Origin of the sequence: Vannielia sp. (genome assembly GCF_029212645.1) — a bacterium.
GTDB lineage: Bacteria > Pseudomonadota > Alphaproteobacteria > Rhodobacterales > Rhodobacteraceae > Vannielia.
On record NZ_JARGND010000007.1, the window covers coordinates 25,886 to 45,456 of the forward strand.

Annotated in this window: 18 protein-coding genes and 1 tRNA gene; 10 read left to right on the top strand and 9 right to left on the bottom strand. The window is 64.7% G+C overall.

Translation table 11 applies throughout. The features are described 5' to 3' along the window. Positions 1–107 precede the first annotated feature (107 nt). Positions 108–184 (bottom strand) — tRNA-Met (locus tag P1U55_RS03760). A gap of 229 nt (positions 185–413) precedes the next feature. Between P1U55_RS03760 and selD the strand changes: the two genes are divergently transcribed. After that, the gene (gene selD, locus P1U55_RS03765; protein WP_366943011.1) at positions 414–2,564 is read left to right on the top strand and encodes a selenide, water dikinase SelD; all 2,151 of its coding nucleotides are present in this window, start codon (positions 414–416) and stop codon (positions 2,562–2,564) included. 100 nt (positions 2,565–2,664) lie between these two features. Here selD and mnmH read toward each other — a convergent pair whose 3' ends face one another. The 3 genes from mnmH to P1U55_RS03780 all read right to left on the bottom strand — a co-directional run bounded on the left by mnmH (position 2,665) and on the right by P1U55_RS03780 (position 7,056). Further along, complete coding sequence (mnmH, locus tag P1U55_RS03770) at positions 2,665–3,708, bottom strand: tRNA 2-selenouridine(34) synthase MnmH (protein ID WP_301046167.1); 1,044 nt, start codon at positions 3,706–3,708, stop codon at positions 2,665–2,667. A 112-nt stretch (positions 3,709–3,820) separates the two neighbouring features. After that, positions 3,821–6,346 (bottom strand): FtsX-like permease family protein, encoded by a 2,526-nt coding sequence (locus P1U55_RS03775; RefSeq protein WP_301046168.1) that lies wholly within the window; start codon positions 6,344–6,346, stop codon positions 3,821–3,823. Beyond that, a complete protein-coding gene (locus P1U55_RS03780) occupies positions 6,343–7,056 on the bottom strand; it encodes an ABC transporter ATP-binding protein (RefSeq protein ID WP_301046169.1) in 714 nt (237 codons plus the stop codon). The genes P1U55_RS03775 and P1U55_RS03780 overlap by 4 nt, the downstream gene beginning before the upstream one ends. Between P1U55_RS03780 and P1U55_RS03785 the strand changes: the two genes are divergently transcribed. Further along, a complete protein-coding gene (locus P1U55_RS03785) occupies positions 7,055–7,735 on the top strand; it encodes an arylesterase (protein ID WP_301046170.1) in 681 nt (226 codons plus the stop codon). The two genes, P1U55_RS03780 and P1U55_RS03785, sit on opposite strands and share 2 nt — an antisense overlap. A gap of 26 nt (positions 7,736–7,761) precedes the next feature. On the opposite strand, the gene hemC is transcribed toward P1U55_RS03785, so the two are convergent. After that, positions 7,762–8,685: a hydroxymethylbilane synthase gene (gene hemC, locus P1U55_RS03790; RefSeq protein WP_301046171.1), complete on the bottom strand. Its 924-nt coding sequence runs from the start codon at positions 8,683–8,685 to the stop codon at positions 7,762–7,764. A 96-nt stretch (positions 8,686–8,781) separates the two neighbouring features. Between hemC and hemE the strand changes: the two genes are divergently transcribed. Together hemE and P1U55_RS03800 are read left to right on the top strand one after the other, a co-directional pair. Then, positions 8,782–9,816, top strand: a complete 1,035-nt coding sequence (gene hemE / locus P1U55_RS03795) for a uroporphyrinogen decarboxylase (RefSeq protein WP_301046172.1) — start codon at positions 8,782–8,784, stop codon at positions 9,814–9,816. Positions 9,817–9,919: 103 nt separating this feature from the next. Then, complete coding sequence (locus tag P1U55_RS03800; RefSeq protein ID WP_301046173.1) at positions 9,920–10,435, top strand: PAAR-like domain-containing protein; 516 nt, start codon at positions 9,920–9,922, stop codon at positions 10,433–10,435. Positions 10,436–10,463: 28 nt separating this feature from the next. Here the strand turns inward: P1U55_RS03800 and hemF are convergent, their stop codons facing one another. Further along, positions 10,464–11,345 (bottom strand): oxygen-dependent coproporphyrinogen oxidase, encoded by an 882-nt coding sequence (gene hemF, locus P1U55_RS03805; RefSeq protein ID WP_301046174.1) that lies wholly within the window; start codon positions 11,343–11,345, stop codon positions 10,464–10,466. A 90-nt stretch (positions 11,346–11,435) separates the two neighbouring features. Here hemF and P1U55_RS03810 point away from each other — a divergent pair, with 90 nt between their 5' ends. The 3 genes from P1U55_RS03810 (at position 11,436) to P1U55_RS03820 (ending at position 13,928) form a co-directional block, all read left to right on the top strand. Then, entirely contained in the window at positions 11,436–11,834 is a 399-nt protein-coding gene (locus P1U55_RS03810) for a hypothetical protein (RefSeq protein ID WP_301046175.1), read from the top strand. 172 nt (positions 11,835–12,006) lie between these two features. Continuing rightward, the gene (locus P1U55_RS03815; RefSeq protein ID WP_301046176.1) at positions 12,007–12,783 is read left to right on the top strand and encodes a transglutaminase family protein; all 777 of its coding nucleotides are present in this window, start codon (positions 12,007–12,009) and stop codon (positions 12,781–12,783) included. A gap of 74 nt (positions 12,784–12,857) precedes the next feature. After that, entirely contained in the window at positions 12,858–13,928 is a 1,071-nt protein-coding gene (locus P1U55_RS03820; protein WP_301046177.1) for a WG repeat-containing protein, read from the top strand. Between the two features lie 48 nt (positions 13,929–13,976). Here P1U55_RS03820 and P1U55_RS03825 read toward each other — a convergent pair whose 3' ends face one another. Further along, positions 13,977–14,972, bottom strand: coding sequence for an adenosine kinase (locus P1U55_RS03825; RefSeq protein ID WP_301046178.1), 996 nt, complete (start codon positions 14,970–14,972; stop codon positions 13,977–13,979). Then, on the bottom strand, positions 14,969–15,601 hold the full coding sequence (gene nth, locus P1U55_RS03830; protein WP_301046179.1) for an endonuclease III: 633 nt from the start codon (positions 15,599–15,601) through the stop codon (positions 14,969–14,971). Before nth ends, P1U55_RS03825 begins: the two co-directional genes overlap by 4 nt. Before the next feature lie 199 nt (positions 15,602–15,800). Between nth and P1U55_RS03835 the strand changes: the two genes are divergently transcribed. The 3 genes from P1U55_RS03835 to P1U55_RS03845 all read left to right on the top strand — a co-directional run bounded on the left by P1U55_RS03835 (position 15,801) and on the right by P1U55_RS03845 (position 18,417). Continuing rightward, positions 15,801–16,676: a bifunctional helix-turn-helix domain-containing protein/methylated-DNA--[protein]-cysteine S-methyltransferase gene (locus P1U55_RS03835; RefSeq protein WP_301046180.1), complete on the top strand. Its 876-nt coding sequence runs from the start codon at positions 15,801–15,803 to the stop codon at positions 16,674–16,676. A gap of 201 nt (positions 16,677–16,877) precedes the next feature. After that, positions 16,878–17,519, top strand: a complete 642-nt coding sequence (locus P1U55_RS03840; protein WP_301046181.1) for an OmpA family protein — start codon at positions 16,878–16,880, stop codon at positions 17,517–17,519. Positions 17,520–17,646: 127 nt separating this feature from the next. After that, a complete protein-coding gene (locus P1U55_RS03845; RefSeq protein WP_301046182.1) occupies positions 17,647–18,417 on the top strand; it encodes an FCD domain-containing protein in 771 nt (256 codons plus the stop codon). A 107-nt stretch (positions 18,418–18,524) separates the two neighbouring features. On the opposite strand, the gene P1U55_RS03850 is transcribed toward P1U55_RS03845, so the two are convergent. After that, positions 18,525–19,517 carry a P1 family peptidase gene (locus P1U55_RS03850; protein WP_301046238.1) on the bottom strand — a complete coding sequence of 331 codons (993 nt, stop codon included), beginning with the start codon at positions 19,515–19,517 and terminating at the stop codon, positions 18,525–18,527. Positions 19,518–19,571 lie beyond the last annotated feature (54 nt).

The following is a 19,571-nucleotide window of genomic DNA, read 5'->3' on the forward strand; positions in this document are numbered from 1 at the left end:
TTTCGCGCGGCAACGGCGTAGGATTGCACGCAACCGCCGCGACCTGCGCCGCGTGCGTTGCATCAAGATCAAGCTGTGGGAAATGTCGCACCCCGTGGGGGGGGGAATGGTAGCGGAGGAGGGACTTGAACCCCCGACACGCGGATTATGATTCCGCTGCTCTAACCACCTGAGCTACTCCGCCTAAAGCGAGGGCCGATGTAGAGGCGCAGGGCACAGCCGTCAAGGGGGAAAACCGATGTGCTGGCAGGAGGCCTTTGTTTCCGTTTTGGCGCTAATTTGCTGGGATGCCAATGATCGCGCCGCCCCAGACAACAATCGCTGTGGAAACCGCGCCTGCTGCGCTTCCCCGTCCGGGCACAAACGGGCTATCATGGTTAAACCTAGGAATCCGGAGCCCGGCCTTGCAGCACTTGCCCAGTTTGACCCGTGACATCGTTCTGCTCGGCGGGGGGCATGCCCATGCCCTGGTGCTCAGGATGGCGCTGATGGAGCCGATCAAGGGCGCGCGGCTGACGGTGATCAACCCCGGCCCCACCGCGCCCTATTCGGGGATGCTGCCGGGGCATGTGGCGGGGCATTACACGCGCGACGAATTGCAGATTGATCTGGTCAGGCTGTGCCGGGCGGCGGGGGCGCGGCTGGTGCTGGGCCATGCGACAGGGATCGACCGGGCGGCGCAGGTGGTGCGTGTGAGCACCGCCAACGGCGAGCGTGAGATTGGCTATGACATTGCCTCTGTAGACGTGGGCGTAACCTCAGAAATGCCGGGGCTTGAGGGCTTTGCCGAACATGGCACCCCGGCCAAGCCGCTCGACACATTTGCCGACCGTTGGGACAGCTTTGTGCAGGCTGTGGAGCCGGGCGAGAAAGCGCCGGTGGTGGTGATTGGCGCGGGCGTGGCGGGGGTGGAGCTGGCGATGGCAGCGCGCCACCGGCTGATTCAGGCGGGCGCGGAGCCGCAGGTGCATGTGATTGACGCGGCCGAGGCCTTGCCCGGCCTTGGCGGATCGGCACGCGCGCGGATTTTCGAGGAATTGCGCAATCAGCAGGTGTGGGTAGTGGAAAACACCCCCGTCACCCGGCTGATTGAGGGCGCGGTTGTGCTGGAGGGGGGCCGGGAGGTTCCGGCGCGCTTTGTGATCGGCGCGGGCGGGGCGCGCCCGCACGATTGGCTCACCGAAACGGGGCTGGCGCTGGAGAGCGGCTACATCAAGGTGGGCGCCGATCTGCGCAGCCTGACCGACAAGGCCATTTTCGCGGTGGGCGATTGCGCCCATTTCACCCCCGATCCGCGCCCGAAGGCCGGGGTGTATGCGGTAAGGGCGGCGGGCGTTCTGCTGGAAAACCTGCGCCGTGTGGTGGCGGGCAACCCCAAGTTGCGGCGCTTCAAGCCACAGAGCGATTACCTCAAGCTGATCTCGCTTGGCGATAAATCTGCCATCGGTGAGAAATGGGGGGTCGCACTGGCCGGGCCGCGGGTCTGGAAGCTGAAAAACCGGATTGATCAGAACTTTATGAAAAAGTTCACCGATCTGCCCAGCATGGCCGAAGAGGCGGGTGGCGAGCAGGCGCTTTGTGCCGGATGCGGCGCCAAGATTGCCCCCGCCGCGCTGAAACAGGCGTTGAAGGCCCTGCCCCCGCCCGAGCGCGATGACGTGCTTTCGCTGCCCGGAGACGATGCCGCCGTGCTGGCGATGGAGGGCGATTGGCAGGTGATCACCACCGACCATCTGCGCGGGTTCACCGAAGACCTGGCGCTTATGGCGCGGATTGCGGCGGTGCATGCGCTGGGCGATGTCTGGGCAATGGGCGCGCGCCCGCAGGCGGCCTTGGCCACGGTGAACCTGCCGCGCATGGCCCCGCAAATGCAGGCCCGCAGCCTTGAAGAAATCCTGTCCGCAGCCAGCGAGGTGTTTCGCGCCGAAGGGGCGGAGCTGGTGGGCGGGCATTCGGCGATGGGCGCGGAGGTGATCCTTGGCTTTACCGTGACCGGCCTGCGCACCGCTTATCCGGTGGGGCTGGAGGGGGCCAAAGCGGGCGATGCGCTGATCCTCACCAAGCCGATTGGCACCGGCACGATCCTTGCAGGCGAAATGCAGGGCAAGGCACGGGGCGCATGGGTGAGCGGTGCGCTCGAATCGATGGCCAAGCCACAGGGCGCGGCGGCAAAGCTGCTGCGCTCGGCCCATGCGATGACAGATGTGACAGGCTTTGGCCTTGCCGGGCACCTTGCCGCGATTTGCGAGGCCAGCGGCGTGGGCGCGGCGCTGAAGCTTGAGGCGGTGCCGCTGCTGCCGGGGGCCGCCGAACTGGCCACCCAAGGGGTGCGTTCAACCCTGTGGCCCGACAACAGAGGCGCCGCCGCTGGCCGCATCATCCTGCCCGCGCCGCTGCCGCCCGAGGCTGCTCTGCTGTTTGATCCACAAACTGCCGGGGGCCTGCTGGCGGCGGTTTCGGCCGGGCGGGCGAGTGCCTTGATCAAGGAGTTGCGCGATTTGGGGTTTGAGGCGGCAAGGATCGGTCAGGTGGTGGAAGGCGAGCCGTTGATCACCCTGCGGTAACACGCGGTTCGCGCCTTCGGCAGAGATATTTTGCGCAAAAATTCGGCCCTGTTCGGCGCATTTTCTTGCTGTAAATATCCAATCCCACGCCTGCCAGCGCTCACAAACCTGTAAGCTCCTGCACCAGCCTGTCCGCCGCGCGGTTCAGCCCATCGCTGTCGAGCCGGATATCGAGCGCCGCCGCAGGCTCTGTCAGCCGTTCGCGGGATTTGCCGTAGCGCGGGTCGTAATGCTGGGTGCAGAGCGCGGCGGCCAGCGTTTCAACCTCGCCCGCTTCGGCGAGTGCTTGCCACCCCTCAATCACCTCGCGGCCATGCAGGCGGGTGAGCATGGCGAGCAGCCCGTTCAGCGCCCCGGTATCGGCTGCCAGCTCGGCGTAGAGCCGCGCCAGATAGCGAGCGCGATCCTCCAGCGGCGCGGTGACGGTGAACCGGGGCGCAGCGATCATCCGCTTCCAGAGGGACGGGGGCACCAGCACCTCGCCAATCTTTGAGCTTTCAGCCTCCACCAGCACCGGCTTTGAGGGATCAAGCTGCGCAAGGCGCGCCAAAACCGCGGTTTCAAAGCCCTTTTGCGCGGGTTGCGGCCCCATATTGCCCAGCAGCGAGCCGCGATGATTGGCCAACCCCTCAAGATCAAGCACCTGCCCGCCGCGCTCAGCGACCAGCGCCAGAAGGTCCGTCTTGGCGGTGCCGGTGTAGCCATCAAGCAGCACCACACGATGGGGCAATTCGGCCTCGTAAAGCGCTTTCACCACGCCGCGCCGATAGGTTTGGTAACCGCCTTCCAGCTTTTGCACCCGCCAGCCGATCTGCGCGAGGATGGTCGACATCCCGCCAGAGCGCTGCCCGCCGCGCCAGCAATAAACCAGCGGCTGCCATGCGCCATCCATATCCGCCAGAGGCCCTTCGAGATGCGCGGCAACATTGCGCGCCAGGATCGCCGCGCCCACCTTGCGGGCCAGAAACGGGCTTTGCTGAGTGTAGATCGTGCCGACCTGGGCACGCTCGGCATCGGAAAACACCGGTAGCGAGATAGCGCCGGGGATGTGATCCTCGGCGTATTCAGCAGGCGCGCGCACGTCGATCACCGTGTCAAACGGCAGGTCGAGCCCCTGGGCCGGATCTGGAAGCTGGTAGGACATGCCGCCTGCTACCGCGTCCGGCGCGCCGAGAAAAGGGCGCAACGGGGAAGCTTGGCCCAAATCAACAAGGGAATGCGCCCGCAAGGGCGCGATTTTATCGCAGCAGCCCCGCTCATTCGGCAGAACGCAGCACGCGGGCGGGGGGCTGCGCGAGCGGGCGCAGGGCGAAGAGCAGGCCTGCGATGAGCGTGGCGGCAACGCCGCCGGTGACGATGGCCAGCGCCGAGAGCGGCTCGAAGGTGAAATCGCCCTCCATCACAAAGGTCGTGACCGCCCAGCCTGCCAACCCGCCAGCAAAGATCGCCACAAGCCCTGCCGCAAACCCGAGGAGCGCGGCGCGCAGGGTGAGGTAGGCCAGCACGCGGCGGCGTTCGGCCCCCACGGTCTTGAGCACGGCGGCTTCAAACTCCCGCGCCGGTTGGCCCGCGGCGGCGGCACCGATCAGCACCACGCCACCGGTGATCAGCGAGGCCATGGCGCCATAGGTGATCGCCGCCGTGATGCCCTCGATCAGCCCAGCCACGCGGGAGATCGCATCGCGCACCCCGATCCCGGTGATGTTGGGCCATGTGCGGGTGACATCGCGCAGGATCGCGTTTTCCGCCTCCGGCGCGGAATAGACGGTTGAGATATAGCTATGCGGCGCGCCTTTCAGCGCAGCCTCGTTGAAGGTTATTACGAAGTTGATGCCCATGGTCGAAAAATCCACATCGCGCAGGTTGGCCACGCGGGCGGTGATCTCGCGGCCGAGCACGTTCACCGTGACCTCGTCGTCGACCTCAAGGCCGATCTCCTCGGCCTCTTCGCGCGCAAAGCTCATCAGCGGGGCGCCGGTATAATCCTCGGGCCACCACGCGCCCTCGGTGACGCGTATGCTGGAGGGTTGGGCGGCGGCATAGGTGAGGCCGCGATCCCCGCGCACAACCCAGTGGTTGCCTGCCACCTTCTCGGCATCCTGCCCGTTGATCCGGGTGATCACGCCGCGCAGCATCGGCGCGGTATCCACCCGCGTGACCTGCGGATCGCCTTCGACGCGGGCGCGAAAGCCGTCGATCTGGGTGGGCTGGATATCAATGAAGAAGAACGAAGGCGCGACCTCGGGCAGGTCGCCTTCGATAGCCGCCTGCATGTTGGTTGAAACCTGCCCCACCGCCGCCAGCACCGAAAGGCCAAGGCCGAGCGACAGCACCACCGCGCCCGCCTCCTGCCCCGGACCGCCCACAGAGCCAAGCGCGAGGCGCAGGGCCGACCAGCCGCGCACCATGCGGGCGCGGGCCAGACGGCGGGCCAGGCGGCGGATGCCCCATGAGGCGGCGAGCAGCAGCAAAAGGGCGGCGGCCACGCCGAGGGCGGCCCAGAGGGTGAGGGTCACAAGCCCCGAAAAATACGCCGCAGAAGCGATCAGCGCCGCCACAAGCGCCACGGTCAGGACGATGACGGGCCAGCGGGGCAACCGCCAGGTGGCGCTGTCGGTGATGGCCCGGAAGAGTTGCGCGGGGCGGATCTCTTCGGCACGGGAGACCGGCCAGAGGGTGAACACGAGGGCGGTGAGCGCGCCGTAGAGCGCGGCCTCGGCCAGCGGGCCGGGGTAGATGGTGAACTCGGTCGGCAAAGGCTGGCGGGCCTCAAGCAGCGGCGCGATGGCGAGCACCGCGAGCGCCCCCAGCACGAGGCCGATCACGATGCCGAGCGCCGCCAGAACGCCGATCTGGATCAGGTAGGCCCAAAGGATGGTCGCGCGGGTTGCGCCCAGCGTTTTGAGGGTGGCGATGACCGGGGTTTTGCGCTCCAGATAGGCGCGCACGGCCGCTTGAATCCCCACGCCACCCACCGCAAGGCCCGCAAGCCCCACCAGCACCAGAAAGGCGCTGATCCGATCCACAAAGCGGTTAAGCCCCGGCGCGCCATTGCGGCTGTCGCGCCAGCGCACGCCGGCATCGCGAAACTCGGCCTCGGCGGCGGTTTTCATCGCCTCAAGGTCAACCCCTTCGGGCAGGGCGAGGCGATAGCGGGTTTCAAACAGGGTGCCGGGGGCAAGCAGGCCCGAGCCTTCAAGAGCGGCGCGGCGCAGCAGGGTGCGCGGCCCAAGCGAAAAGCCAGAGCCAGCGGCATCCGGCTCTAGCGTGAGGGCGGCAGACAGGTGGTAGCTGGCGGTGCCAAGCTCAAACGTATCTCCCACCGAAAGGCCAAGCTGGGCGATCAACGCCGGGTCCATCACCGCGCCGGGCAGGCCCCCTGCCCCATCAAGTGCTGCGGCCAGCGCCATGGGCGGATCAAGGCGCGGGGTGCCATAAAGCGGATAGGCGGCATCAATACCCTTCACCTGGGTCAGCGCGGTGTTTTCCCCCGCGCGCACCATCGAGCGGAAATCGACAACTTCGGAAACGGCCGTGGCGCGGGCCTCCATCCAGCTGCGCTCGGCCCCATCGGCGGTGCGGTAGGTGAAGCGCATCTCGGCGTCGCCGCCCAGCATGGTGGCGCCTTCGCGCATCAGCCCGCCTGTGAGGCTTTCCTGCACAAGGCCCACGGCGGCAATTGCGGCCACGCCGAGCGCGAGGCAGGCGATGAACACGCGAAAGCCCGAAAGCCCGCCACGTAGCTCACGCCGGGCGATGCGCAGCGCGTGGCTGAGGTTCATTCTGCGGCCTCGGGGGAAGGCTGCGCCGCATCAGCGGCTTCGGGGGCGATCAGCCCGTCGGCCAGCCGGATCACCCGCGAACAGCGGGCGGCCAGTTCACGGGAGTGGGTCACAAGCACCAGAGTGGCGCCGCGCTCGGAGGAGAGTTTGAACAACAGGTCGGTCACAAGTGCGCCAGTGGCGGCATCAAGGTTGCCGGTGGGTTCATCTGCCAGCAGGATATCGGGGCGCGGTGCAATGGCGCGGGCCAGGGCCACCCGCTGCTGCTCCCCGCCCGACATTTGCGCCGGGTAGTGATGGGCGCGGTCGCCAAGCCCCACCGCATCAAGCTCGGCCTCGGCGCGCTCAAAAGCATCTGCCGCGCCGGCCAGTTCGAGCGGGGTTGCAACATTTTCCAGCGCGGTCATGGTGCCAATAAGGTGGAAGGATTGGAACACCACCCCCATATGCTCAAGACGGAAGCGGGCCAGCGCGTCTTCATCCATTGCGGTGAGGTCCTGGCCCAGCGCGGTGACGGTGCCGGATGTGGCTGTATCAAGCCCGCCCATCAACATGAGGAGTGACGATTTGCCAGACCCTGACGGCCCGATGAGCCCCAGCGTTTCCCCCTTTTCGACCGAGAGCGAGATGCCATGCAGGATCTCGACCCGCCCTGCATTGCCGTCGAGCGCGAAGGTGAGGTCTTTGAGGGAGAGGATCGGATCGGTCATGGCACGGCCTTTCGTTTCATTTCGATATGGTGCCAAGAGGTTGGCCTGCAAGGGGATTGCTGCAATTTGGCTGGTTTCTGCGCCCTTTGCCGCAGCCGCCGAGCCGGTGGTGGTGGCTGCATTGGGCGATAGCCTGACAGCGGGTTACGGGTTGCCAAGGGCCGATGGCTTTGTGCCGCAGATGCAGGCCTGGCTTACAGAACAGGGTGTTGAGGTAGAGGTGCGCAACGCCGGTGTGAGCGGAGATACCACCGCAGGCGGCCTCAGCCGGGTGGATTGGACGCTCACCGATGACGTTGACGCGATGATTGTGGCGCTGGGCGGCAATGACCTGCTGCGCGGGCTTGATCCGGCTGTGAGCCGCCGCAACCTTGATGGTATTTTACAGGCCGCCAAGGCAAAGGACGTGCCCGTGCTGCTGGTGGGTGTGGCCGCCTCGATGAACTACGGCGCCGATTACAAGGCAGCGTTTGACGGGATGTATGCGGAGCTGTCAGCGCAATATGAAACGCTGCTCTACCCCGATTTCTTTCGCGGCCTCGCGGAGCTGCCCGATAGGGAGGTAGCACGGCGCGAGCATTTGCAGGGTGATGGGATTCACCCCGATGCGAGCGGCGTGGAGATATTGGTAGAGGCCATGGGGCCAAGCGTTTTGGAGCTGGTCAGGCAGGCGCAGTAAGCGGCGTTTTGGGCGGTGGCGGGGCGTCAGCGCCAGTCAAAGAAGCCATCGTCAGCGCGGGCCAAAAGCTCGGCGGCGAGGTCTTCGCCCATCATACCCCCGTCGGCGATGGGGCCGGAGCGGCTGCCAACCAGCGCCTCGGTGCCATCGGTGCGCAGGATTTCCCCGCGCAGGGTGAGGGTGCCGCCATCAATCTCGGCCAAGCCGCCGATGGGGGTTTCGCAAGAGCCATCCAGCGCGGCGAGGAAGCTGCGCTCGGCGGCGAGGCGCATGTGGGTTTCTTCATGGCGCAGCGGCGCGAGCAGGGCTTCGGTTTCGCTGTCACCGATGCGCCGTTCGATGCCGATAGCGCCCTGGGCGACGGCAGGCAGCATATCATCCGGCGAGATCGGCGTGCGCGGAATTGCCATGGCATCCAGCCGGTTGAGGCCCGCCATGGCAAGGAAGGTGGCATGGGCGATCTTGGCTTGCAGCTTTTTCACGCGGGTCTGCACATTGCCCCGAAACTCAACCACCTTGAGATCAGGCCGCTTGTGCAAAAGCTGGGCCTTGCGGCGCAGCGACGAGGTGCCAACGACCGCGCCATCCGGCAGATCGGCCAGGGTGCCGCCTTCAAACGAGATGAAGGCATCACGCGGGTCTTCACGCGGCAGGTAACAATCAAGCATCAAGCCGTCGGGCTGGGCAACGGGCATGTCTTTCATCGAGTGCACGGCCACGTCGATACCGCCCTCAATGAGCTGGTCTTCGATCTCCTTGGTGAACAGCCCCTTGCCGCCAATCTCGCGCAGCGCCCGGTTTTGCACACGGTCGCCGGTGGTGGTAATCACCACGATTTCGAACTGTTCTTCGAGCATCCCGTGGGCCTTCATCAGGCGCGCGCGGGTTTCGATGGCTTGGGCAAGGGCGAGCGGAGAGCCGCGGGTGCCGATCTTGAGCGTCTTGGTCATACCCGTGGGGATAGCCCGCAGGCACGGGGGTGACAATGCGACACTTGACTTTAGCTGCCCCGCAAGAGACCAAACCCCGCACCAAGGAGGCAGGTCATGGCGGAAAAGAAAAGCATTCTCAAGGCACTAGCGGGTGAGGCCCAGGAAGTTCCGCCGATCTGGATGATGCGCCAGGCCGGGCGCTACCTGCCGGAATACCGCGCCACCCGTGCCAAAGCCGGGGATTTCCTGAGCCTGTGCTACAATTCAGAGTTGGCCGCCGAGGTCACGCTGCAACCTATACGGCGCTATGATTTTGATGCCTCGATCCTGTTTGCCGATATTCTGCTGCTGCCTCAGGCGCTTGGCGCGGATCTGTGGTTTGTCACCGGGGAGGGGCCGCGGCTTTCCACCATCGAAACCCATAGCGACTTTCAAAAGCTGAAGCACGCGGGCGATGTGCATGAGCATCTCGCCCCGATCTACGAAACCCTGCGCATTTTAGGCCGCGAGCTGCCCGAAAAGACCACGCTGATCGGCTTTGCCGGGGCGCCTTGGACGGTGGCAACCTATATGATCGCCGGGCGCGGCACCCCCGACCAAGGGCCAGCGCATAAGCTGATGGTCGAAAATCGCGCGCTGTTTGACGCGGTGATGGACCTGCTCACCGAGGCGACGGTGGAATACCTGAGCGCCCAGATCGAGGCCGGGGCCGAGGTGGTGAAACTGTTTGATAGCTGGGCTGGGAGCCTTGAGGGCGATGAATTCACCCGCTACTCGCTTGAGCCGCAACGCAAGATCATTGCCGCGCTCAAGGCGCGCCACCCCAACACGCCGATCATCGCCTTCCCGCGCGGCGCGGGCGAGCGGTTTGAAGGCTTCGCCAAGGCAACAGGGGCCGATTGCGTAGCGCTGGATGATGGCGTGACCCCGGAATGGGCTGCCAAGCATGTGCAAAAAGACGGCTGCGTGCAGGGCAACCTCAAATCATCGCATATGGTGACCGGAGGCGAGGATCTGGTGCGCGAGACGCGCCATATCGTTGAGGCGTTCAAGGGCGGGCCGCATATCTTCAACCTCGGCCACGGGATCACCCCGGATGCCGATCCCGACAACGTGCAATTGATGATCGACACGGTGCGCGGCGGCTAAGCCCCCGCCCATCCGGGCACGCAACCGCAGGCTGTTTCCGCGCTGCGGCGTGTGAAATAGGCGATTCGGTGGCATAATCAGCGGCATTTCAGGGGGAAATCTGATGCCGGATGATGAGATCACAGTGAGTCCGTCAAACCTGTCTGACGCGGCCAACGGAAAAACCGATACAATTGTGGTGACCCACGGCCAACAGGGCGGGCGTAAGGTGCGCGGGCAAGACCTGCCTGCGGTGTTGCAGCAGGCCGGGGTGAAGAAAGATTGGAAAGGCACGCTGGTGGTGGCCTTTCCAGACGTCTGCAAAACGCCCTCGCCAGGGGGGCCGGTGCCGATCCCCTACCCTTCGATCTCGACCGAGCCGGCAAACGGCAAGAAGGTGAACCTCAAGGAGGCGATCTACCGCGCCGGGTTCAAAAGCGTGACTGTGGCCAGCCTTGGCGACGAGCCGGGTGTGATGGGAGCAAAGGCGCATACCAAGGGGGCGTTCACCGGCTACTCGTTTGATGTGAAGGCAGAAGGCAAGCACCTGTTGGGCCATGAGTTGACCCATACGGTGCAGCAAAGCCATGCGCCCCATATCGTGCCGTCCCAAACCAAGGTGATCGTGACCGCGCCCTAAGGCGAGGATCGCGCCTGGCCCTGAAGGGCTAAACCCATTTTGCCAGCGGCGGCAGGCTCATCAGCACGGCGTTGGCGTCATGCCCGGTGGCGAGGCCAAACTTGGTGCCGCGATCGTAGACAAGGTTATATTCGGCGTAGAGGCCCCGGTGGATGAGCTGGGTGTTCTTGTCGGCCTCGCTCCACTCAGCACCCATGCGCCGCTCGGTCAGGGGCAGGAAGGCGGGGAGGAAGGCGCGGCCAATGTCTTGCGTCAGCGCGAAATCAGCCTCCCAATCGCCGGAATTGCGATCATCCATGAAGATGCCGCCCACCCCACGGGCGCGTTTGCGGTGGGGGATGTAGAAATACTCGTCGGCCCATGATTTGAGCGCCGGGTAAAGATCATCGCCATGCGGGTCGAGGTGGCGCTTTTGGGTCGCATGAAAGTGCGCGGTGTCTTCCTCATACTCGATGCAGGGGTTCAGATCGGAGCCGCCGCCAAACCACCAGGCCGAGGGCGTCCAGAACATGCGGGTGTTCATGTGCACCGCCGGGGCGTGGGGGTTTTGCATATGCGCAACAAGGCTGATGCCAGAGGCCCAGAAGGCCGGGTTTTCGGCCACGCCGGGCACGCCGCGGGCCGCCATGGCCTTTTGCGCCGCGTCGCCAAGCGTGCCGTGCACGGTGGACACGTTGACGCCCACCTTCTCGAACACCCGGCCCCCGCGCATGACGCTCATCAGCCCGCCGCCCGCATCGGAGCCATCATCGGAGGCGCGTTTGGTTTCGCTCACCTCGAAGCGGCCTGCCGGAGCGGGAGCGGTGGTGAGTTTGTCTTCCAGCCCCTCGAAGGCGGCGACGATCTCATCACGCAGGGTGCGAAACCATGCCGAGGCGCGGGTTTTTTCGGCGTCCATCCTGCTGCTCATCGGGGGCGTCCTTCCTGCAATATCATCGTGATTTGGCGAATCTTGCCGCGCAGCCTATCCTTGCGGTCAAGCCATTGAAAGGACACCTCCATGCGGCATCTCGCGCTTCTCTTCCTGCTCACGTTCCTGGCGGCTTGTGCCACCCCGCAGGAGGCCTGCATCGCGCGGGTGACCAAGGACTTGCGCGCGGTGAACGAGCTGATCGCCACCACCGAGGCCAATCTGGCGCGCGGTTACGCGATAGAGCAGGAGGCCTACACAAGCTTTGAATCCTACCAATGCAACGTGGAAATCGGCACCAAGGACGGGCCGCGCGTTATTACCAAGTGGTGCCACCGCCCGGCGACGCGCTATCGCGACAAGGCGGTTTCCATTGATCCGGCGGCAGAGCGGCGCAAGCTGGCCGGGCTGAAGACCAAGCGCACCGAGTTGATTGCCCAGGCCAGGCGTGAGGTTGCAGCCTGCAAGGCGGCCTACCCCGAGGAGTGAGGCCGGCACAGGCCGCAGGCGGATCACGTGTTGCAGATCGCCGTCAGGGCCGATAGGGCACTCGGCTTACAGATATCGCCCTGAGCGCGCCCAAGACGCGCCGGGCCAAGCCACCCCCACCCCGCCGGATCGGCCAAAGGCCCAGCCCGCAAGACAGGCCAAAGGATAGCGCATGCTGCTCTCGATTGATGTTCGGATGACCTACCGGTTTTCGCGGCCCAATACGGTGTTTCTGGCGCTGGAAGCGGCGCAAACCGAGGGGCAGGTGATTGTGGATCAACACATTGATCTTGGCGCGGCACAGGTGGACCGGATCACCGGGGATGGCTATGTGGGTGAGCGGATCTGGGCGCAGGTTCCGGGCTATGAGATGGTGCTTTTCTACCGCGCCACGGTGGATGTAACCCGCCCGGCGGTGCAGCTTGATGGGCTGGAGGCGATGCCGCTGCACCGGCTGCCCGCAGATGTGGCCCCCTATCTGCGCCCCTCGCGCTACTGCCAGTCTGACAAGTTCTTCGCCTTTGTGGCCAAACGCTTTGGCGATGTGACGGGCGGGCGCAAGATTGCCGCGATCCGCGACTGGATCGAAAGCAACCTCACCTATGTGCCGGGCGCTTCGGACGCCGATACCAACGTGCTGGAAACCTTCGCCGGGCGCGAAGGTGTGTGCCGGGATTACGCGCATCTGTTTTGCACCATGGCGCGCGCCGCCAAGATCCCTGCCCGCATGGTTGCCGCCTACAGCCCCGATGTGTACCCACCCGATTTTCATGCCGTGACGCAGGTTTGGCTGGATGATGCCTGGCACCTGGTGGACGCCACCGGCATGTGCGCCGCCGACTCGCTGGCAGTGATCGCCGTGGGGCGGGACGCTTATGACATTGCCTTCATGGATTCCGAGGTGCCTGCCGAGTTTGTGGCGCAGGGGGTTTCGGTGGTGCGGGTATAGGGTTGGTTTGAGCGGGAGGCCCCTTGCCGCTTTTTGAGATACTGGAGACAACGTCCAATCGGTGGAGCCCGCGTATGGGCTTTATGGATGGGCTGGGGAACGTGGTGATCGAGCCGCAGTTCCACCAGAACAGGAGCGTGATGGGGCGCTACTTTTCTGACGCGGGCTATGCGATTGTTGTGCGCCACGGGGAACGCCAGAAGATCGTGATCGACGAGAGCGGCGAGACGGTTCTTGAAATTCCCGAAGAGTATCAGGTGGGGCCGTTCACGCGCCCGGACGAGAACGGCATTTTTCAGGCGACACGGCTGATAGATGGCGACAATGCCGCCCTTTGGGAGCTTGTTGGGCGGGACATCATTTTCACCGGTGAAACCCGCTATTACGCAATGCGGCTTGATGGTTCTGTCGCCTTTCGGGCCTATTTCACGAGCTCCTGCCACGGGCGATATGTGTTTCACGAGGGCTCTCAGTGGAAGGGCAAAAAGGGGCTGATGGACCAGCACGGCGAGATCATCCTGCCCGCGATCTACGATCACATCTCCCTTTCACCGACGGACCCTTTTGCGACGGTCGTGCGCGAAGGGCGGGTGAATGTGGTGACCCTTGAGGGCACGCCTGTCTTCAAGCAGGAATTTGAAGTGCAGGGTGAGGGTATTCAAAGCGCTGTGCAGGACGGTTTCTGGATTGTGCGCAATGCTGCCAAAGACCGCGCCGATGTGTATGACATTGCCTCCGCCGAAGTGATCGGCACGCTCCCGCTGACCTATTGGTCCCCCTCAATTCCAAAGGCCTGCCCCTCGCTCTCTGGCGGGGTGGCCTCAATCACCCATCCCCGGAAAGGCACGGCTTATTACCGCCCCAATGGCAAGCCTGCGATGCCGGGGATTTTGGGGCGGCCTCGTTGGTTTAGCCCCGAGATGCGGACGGGCTACTTTCATGACGGTCGCGCGAGCTTCAAGCTGGGCGATCTTTGGGGCTATCTGGACCTGTCGGGCAAGCACGCCATAGCGCCGCAATTCGGCTCGGACCTTCCGTTCAGGGATGGGCTGGCCAAAGTGCGCTATCCGGCTGACGGAAACGCGTGGCACCGTTTTTCCTACGTCGACCGGGATGGCGCGGTGGTTTGGCACCAGGAGGAATAGGCTTTGCGCGGTGGGGCAAGGTGTGCCCCACGCGCGGTGGTTCAAGGCTTAGAGCAGCCCGGCATCGTGGAAGATGTCACGCAAGGGGCGTTTGGGGCGCGGGCCGATGTGGCGGATCACTTCGGCGGCGGCTGTCACCCCCATGAGGCCCGAGGTTTCGAGGCTGGCCCCGGTGGCCATTCCATAAAGGAATCCGGCGGCAAACTGATCGCCCGCGCCGGTGGCATCAACCGGGACAACCGGGGTGACGGGCACTTCCACCTGCTCATCTTCATGGCGCAGCAGCACCGATTTGCCGGACCGGGTGCACACCAGCGTGGGGCAGATCATGGCGGCCTCGCCCATGGCGACCTCAAGGCTCTCGGTCTGGTAGAGGGAGAGCCACTCTTCCTCGTTGCCGATCACGAAATCCATGTCGTTTTCGATCAGGGCGCGGAAGCTGTCACGGTGGCGGTCCACGCAGAAGGGATCAGACAGGGTGATGCCCGCCTTGCCACCCGCGTGGCGGCAGGCATTGGCGGCGGCGGTGAAGGCGCGTTTGCCTTTGTCCTTGTCGTAAAGGTAGCCCTCAAGGAAGAGGTAGCGGGTGTTTTCCAACACCGAAACATCCACGTCGTCCTCAGAAAACTCGGCCCCGCAGCCAAGATAAGTGTTCATCGAGCGCTCGCCATCGGGGGAGACAAAGATCATCGAGCGGGAGGTGGGCGGCTGGCCGGCGTCATCAACCGGGCCGTTGGGAAAGACGGTGCCTTCAAGCTCCATCTTTTCGGCGTAAAAGCGGCCCAGCGCATCATCTTTCACCCGGCCAACAAAGGCGGTGTTCAGCCCCAGGGTGCCGATGCCTGCCAGCGTGTTGGCAACAGAGCCGCCGGGAGTTTGCACCCGGTCGCCCATGGCGGCATAGAGCACTTCGGCGCGCTCGCGCTCGACCAGCTGCATGATGCCCTTGGTGATGCCCATGTTCTCCAGAAAGCTGTCATCGCCATGGGAAATCACATCAACAATCGCGTTTCCGATGCCGACAACGTCATAATTGGTGGTCACAGGGTCTTCTCCTCAAAAAGGCAAATGTCACGGATCAGGCAGGCGGCGCATTGCGGTTTGCGCGCCTTGCAGGTGTAGCGCCCATGCAGGATGAGCCAATGGTGGGCGTGTTGCTGATACTCGGCCGGGACGCGGTCTTCCATGGCGCGCTCAACCGCGTCTACATCCTTGCCGGGCGCAATGCCGGTGCGGTTGCCCACGCGAAAGATATGGGTGTCGACCGCCTGCGTGGGTTGGTGGAACCACATGTTCAGCACCACATTGGCGGTTTTGCGGCCCACGCCAGGCAGCGATTGCAGGGCCTCGCGCGATGAGGGCACCTTGCTGTCAAAGCCATCGACCAGCATTTGCGACAGTTTGATCACGTTTTTGGCCTTTTGGCGGAAGAGGCCGATGGTCTTGATATGCTCGGTCACGCCCTCAAGGCCCAGCGCCAGCATTTTCTCGGGCGTGTCGGCCACGGCAAAGAGGCCGCGCGTGGCCTTGTTGACCCCGGCATCGGTGGCCTGCGCCGAAAGCGCCACTGCCACCAGAAGCGTGTAGGCATTGGTATGCTCCAGCTCGCCCTTCGGTTCCGGCTCGGCGGCCTGAAAGCGGGCAAAGCACTCGCAGATTTCTTGATATGTCATGGCGCGGCGCATCGCCGCCTCCTATGCCAAGCGCGGCGGCGCGGGGCAAGAGCGCAGGTGGGGGCGGCGAGGCAGGATGGCGGCAAGCCTGTGCCGTGGCGGCGGCAAGGTGCGGGCGCTCGGGGGGGCAAATCCGCATGAACCGGGTCGCATCGCCGCCGCCGCGCCGTTAGCTTATGGAGCAAGAAGGAGGCTCAAGATGTCCCATAACCCGCCTGTGCCAGACGCGCCCGACAACAGCGAAGACGGCTACCACTACCAGGTGATGCGCCGTGCGCTTGATGTGATCGACGCCGCCGAGGGCCAGTTGACGCTGGATGGGCTGGCCGGTGAAATGCGCATGTCACCCGCGCATTTCCAGCGGGTGTTTTCGCAATGGGTGGGGGTAAGCCCGAAGCGTTACCAGCAATATCTGACGCTCGATCACGCCCGCCGCCTGCTGGCCGAGCGGCACACCACGCTGGAAGCCGCCGCCGGGGCGGGGCTTTCGGGCGCGGGGCGGTTGCATGATTTGTTTATCACCTGGGAGGCGATGTCACCGGGGGAGTATGGCCGGGGCGGCGAGGGGCTGGTGATCAGGTGGGGCTGGTTTAAAAGCCCCTTTGGCCCCGCCCTTGTGATGGGCACCGAGCGGGGGCTGTGTGGCATAGGCTTTGCCGCCGAAACCGGCGAGGCCGCAACCATGGAAGACCTCACATCGCGCTGGCCCAAGGCCGATTATGTGGAAGACCCGCAGGCGTTGCGGCCATGGGTGCTTTCGGCCTTCGGGGCGCGGGAGGCGGGCACGCCAACGCCGCTTTACCTGATCGGCGCGCCCTTCCAGATCAAGGTGTGGGAGGCGTTGTTGGCAATTCCAACGGGCCATGTCACCACCTACGCCGAGATTGCCGAGGCGATCGGCCACCCCAAAGCCTACCGCGCCGTGGGCTCTGCCGTGGGGCGCAACCCGGTGTCATGGCTGATCCCCTGTCACCGGGCGCTGCGCAAAGGCGGCGGATTGGGCGGCTATCACTGGGGTTTGCCGGTGAAACGCGCCCTGCTCGCCTGGGAAGCGGCCCGCAGCGAGGCGGGTTGAGGGCAGTGCACGCCAGTGTGCCGTGAGGGTCTGAAACATTCCGCAACCAAATTTGGCAACTTTCCGCGCATCTACCCGCGATAGGGCGGGCGAAACCTTGCCGAAGCGCCTATATAGCCATGGAACCCCGCCCGCACAGAAGGCGTTGTGGTCAAAAAGAACCCATGGGAAGACCCAAGGCAGACAAGGATAGAAGCAGATATGTTCCGCACACCTCTGGCCATCGCGGCCATCACCTCCATCACCCTCGCAGGCTGCACCGACGGCCAGATGGGGGACAAAACGAAATCCGGTGCCATCACGGGCGCGCTGATCGGCGCAGCCACCGGCATTGTGGCTGGCGACGATGCAGAAGCCCGCCGCCGCGGTGCTGTGATCGGTGCCGCTGTGGGCGCTGGCGTTGGCGGTGCCATCGGCCAGCAGCTTGATAAGCAGGCGCAGGAGCTTGACCAAGACCTTGACGGGCGCATTTCGGTGCAAAACACCGGGGACCGCCTGATCGTGACCATGCCGCAGGATATTCTGTTTGCGGTTGACAGCGCCTCGGTGAGCGGCGCGCTGGAGAACGATCTTTACACGCTGGCCGAAAGCCTCAACGACTATCCCAACACCACGGTGCAGGTGATCGGCCATACCGATAACACCGGCGCGGCGGCCTATAACCAGGAGCTATCGGAGCGCCGGGCGCGCGCCGTTAAAGCGGTTCTGGCCAACGGTGGCGTCAGCTCTGGCCGGGTGCAGGCGATAGGCCGCGGCGAAAGCCAGCCCATCGCCACCAACCAAACCTCGACCGGGCGTCAGCAAAACCGCCGGGTTGAGATCATCATCATCCCCAACACCTGATCGGGGCCTGATGCTGACAATCGGTCAAGCCGCCGGGGCCGTCCCTCCCCGGCTGGCTTGCCCTGCCCCTCGGGAAGTGGTCATATGAACTGACCAATTTCCGGGGGCCTTTTTATGCCTGTTTGCCATGCCATTTGAGCCTGTCGCCGCGGCCCGCCTTTCAAGCGCGGTGGTCGAGCAGATCGAAACGCTGATCCTGCGGGGCATCCTGAACCCGGGTGAGCGGCTGCCTGCCGAACGTGAGCTGGCAGAGCGGCTTGAGGTTTCCCGCCCCAGCCTGCGCGAGGCGCTGGCCGAGTTGCAAAAGCGCGGCTTGCTGGAAGCGCGGGCCGGGGCGGGGGTTTTTGTGGCCGAAGCGCTCGGCGCGGCCTTTCCGCCCGCTTTGGTGCGGCTGTTTTCAAGGCACAGAGAGGCGGTTTATGACTACATCGCCTTTCGCCGTGATCTGGAGGGGCAGGCCGCAGCGCGGGCGGCGGTGCATGGCACGCCCTCCGATCTGAAGGTGATCAAAGCCGCGCTAGAGGCGATGGAAGCTGCCCACCGCGCCCGCCCGGCCCCCGAGCGCGAAGCCGAGTTGGACGCCGCCTTTCACCTCGCCATTCTGGAGGCGAGCCACAACGTGGTGCTGCTGCATATGATGCGGGCGATGTATGAATTGCTGAAGCAGGGCGTGTTTTACCACCGCCAGGTGATGTTTCGCCAAAAACCCACCCGTGACACGCTGCTTGACCAGCACCGCGCCATCAACGCTGCCATTCAGGCCCGCGATCCCGAGGCCGCAAGAGAGGCCGTTGAGGCGCATCTGGGCTTTGTGGAACGCGCGCTGACAGAGCAGGACAAGGCCAAAACACAGGAAGCCATTGCCAGGCAACGGCTGGAACATGCGAGGGCGCGTTAGCGCGGGGTGAAGACGGACGTAACCCCGGCCCACCCGAGCGCAGCGAGGCTACGGAGGCCGCATACCGGGCGTAGCGAGGCTACGAAAAGCGAGGTGCGCAGCAACCGTTACTTGCCGAATTTATCCTGCCAGGTTGGCAGGTCGTCCCCCTTTGCGGCGCGGGCAAGGTAGACGCCGCGCGCGATAGCGCGGGCGAGGCAGGTGGCGGCAGCGTGGCCGATGCGCAGAATGTCCCACTCCGGGTCTTTCATGGCTTTGCGCCCGGTCGCGGCAGAAAACACCAGATCGCCGTCAAACGGGGTGTGCGAAGGCACCAGCGAGCGGGCCATGCCATCATGCGCGGCAATGGCCATGCGTTGCGCTTGCGGGCGGTCCAGCGCGGCGTCGGTCGCGACGATGGCGATGGTTGTCGCCTCGCCGACCAGCTTTTCGAGCGAAGGTTCAAAGCCCGCATCGGTGACCTTGGGGCCGCCCATGCCGCCAAATTCCTCGGCCATTTCCCAGGCCCCGGCCCAAAAGCGCGGCCCCCCATCGGCGACAGCCGTGCCCACCGCGTTGACGCCAACAATGGCGCCCACGGTGATGCCGCTGTCCAGCACCACCGAGGCCGAGCCGAGCCCGCCTTTCAGGTTGGCGGTGGTTGCACCGGTCCCGCAGCCTTCGGAGCCCATCTTGAAGCTCTCGCCCGCCGCATCCAGCGCCATGCGGCCCATGGCTTTATAGGGATTGTCTTTCCAGCTTTTGTCACCGCCGTTCAGCAGATCGAACAGGATCGCTGAGGGAACAATCGGCACCCGCGCCTCACCCACCTGATAGCCGCGCCCTTGGCTGCGCAGCCCGTCGGCCACCCCGGAGGCGGCATCAAGGCCAAAGGCGGAGCCGCCGGACAGCACCAGCGCATCCACCTTTTGCACCAGCTTGTCAGGCGCCAGAAGATCGGTTTCGCGGGTGCCGGGCGCGCCGCCCATCACATGCACCCCCGCAATGAAGGGATCGTCGCCCACCAGGGCCGTTACGCCGGATTTCACAACCGCATTGGTGGAGTTGCCCACCTTCAGCCCGGCCACGTCGGTAATCAGGTTTCTCGGCCCCGGTTTCATAGGATTCCTCTTCACTCGTCCGAGTTGGTTCAACCCCACCTCTGCCACAAAGGC

What these genes read in the sequence shown, in the direction of transcription:
- mnmH (WP_301046167.1), bottom strand. Translation starts at nt 3,708, where the DNA reads ATGTCCTACCAGCTTCCAGATCCGGCCCAGGGGCTCGACCTGCCGTTT.
- P1U55_RS03775 (WP_301046168.1), bottom strand. Translation starts at nt 6,346, where the DNA reads ATGAACCTCAGCCACGCGCTGCGCATCGCCCGGCGTGAGCTACGTGGC.
- P1U55_RS03785 (WP_301046170.1), top strand. Translation starts at nt 7,055, where the DNA reads ATGGCACGGCCTTTCGTTTCATTTCGATATGGTGCCAAGAGGTTGGCC.
- P1U55_RS03780 (WP_301046169.1), bottom strand. Translation starts at nt 7,056, where the DNA reads ATGACCGATCCGATCCTCTCCCTCAAAGACCTCACCTTCGCGCTCGAC.
- hemC (WP_301046171.1), bottom strand. Translation starts at nt 8,685, where the DNA reads ATGACCAAGACGCTCAAGATCGGCACCCGCGGCTCTCCGCTCGCCCTT.
- hemE (WP_301046172.1), top strand. Translation starts at nt 8,782, where the DNA reads ATGGCGGAAAAGAAAAGCATTCTCAAGGCACTAGCGGGTGAGGCCCAG.
- P1U55_RS03800 (WP_301046173.1), top strand. Translation starts at nt 9,920, where the DNA reads ATGCCGGATGATGAGATCACAGTGAGTCCGTCAAACCTGTCTGACGCG.
- hemF (WP_301046174.1), bottom strand. Translation starts at nt 11,345, where the DNA reads ATGAGCAGCAGGATGGACGCCGAAAAAACCCGCGCCTCGGCATGGTTT.
- P1U55_RS03810 (WP_301046175.1), top strand. Translation starts at nt 11,436, where the DNA reads ATGCGGCATCTCGCGCTTCTCTTCCTGCTCACGTTCCTGGCGGCTTGT.
- P1U55_RS03815 (WP_301046176.1), top strand. Translation starts at nt 12,007, where the DNA reads ATGCTGCTCTCGATTGATGTTCGGATGACCTACCGGTTTTCGCGGCCC.
- P1U55_RS03820 (WP_301046177.1), top strand. Translation starts at nt 12,858, where the DNA reads ATGGGCTTTATGGATGGGCTGGGGAACGTGGTGATCGAGCCGCAGTTC.
- nth (WP_301046179.1), bottom strand. Translation starts at nt 15,601, where the DNA reads ATGACATATCAAGAAATCTGCGAGTGCTTTGCCCGCTTTCAGGCCGCC.
- P1U55_RS03835 (WP_301046180.1), top strand. Translation starts at nt 15,801, where the DNA reads ATGTCCCATAACCCGCCTGTGCCAGACGCGCCCGACAACAGCGAAGAC.
- P1U55_RS03840 (WP_301046181.1), top strand. Translation starts at nt 16,878, where the DNA reads ATGTTCCGCACACCTCTGGCCATCGCGGCCATCACCTCCATCACCCTC.
- P1U55_RS03845 (WP_301046182.1), top strand. Translation starts at nt 17,647, where the DNA reads ATGCCATTTGAGCCTGTCGCCGCGGCCCGCCTTTCAAGCGCGGTGGTC.
- P1U55_RS03850 (WP_301046238.1), bottom strand. Translation starts at nt 19,517, where the DNA reads ATGAAACCGGGGCCGAGAAACCTGATTACCGACGTGGCCGGGCTGAAG.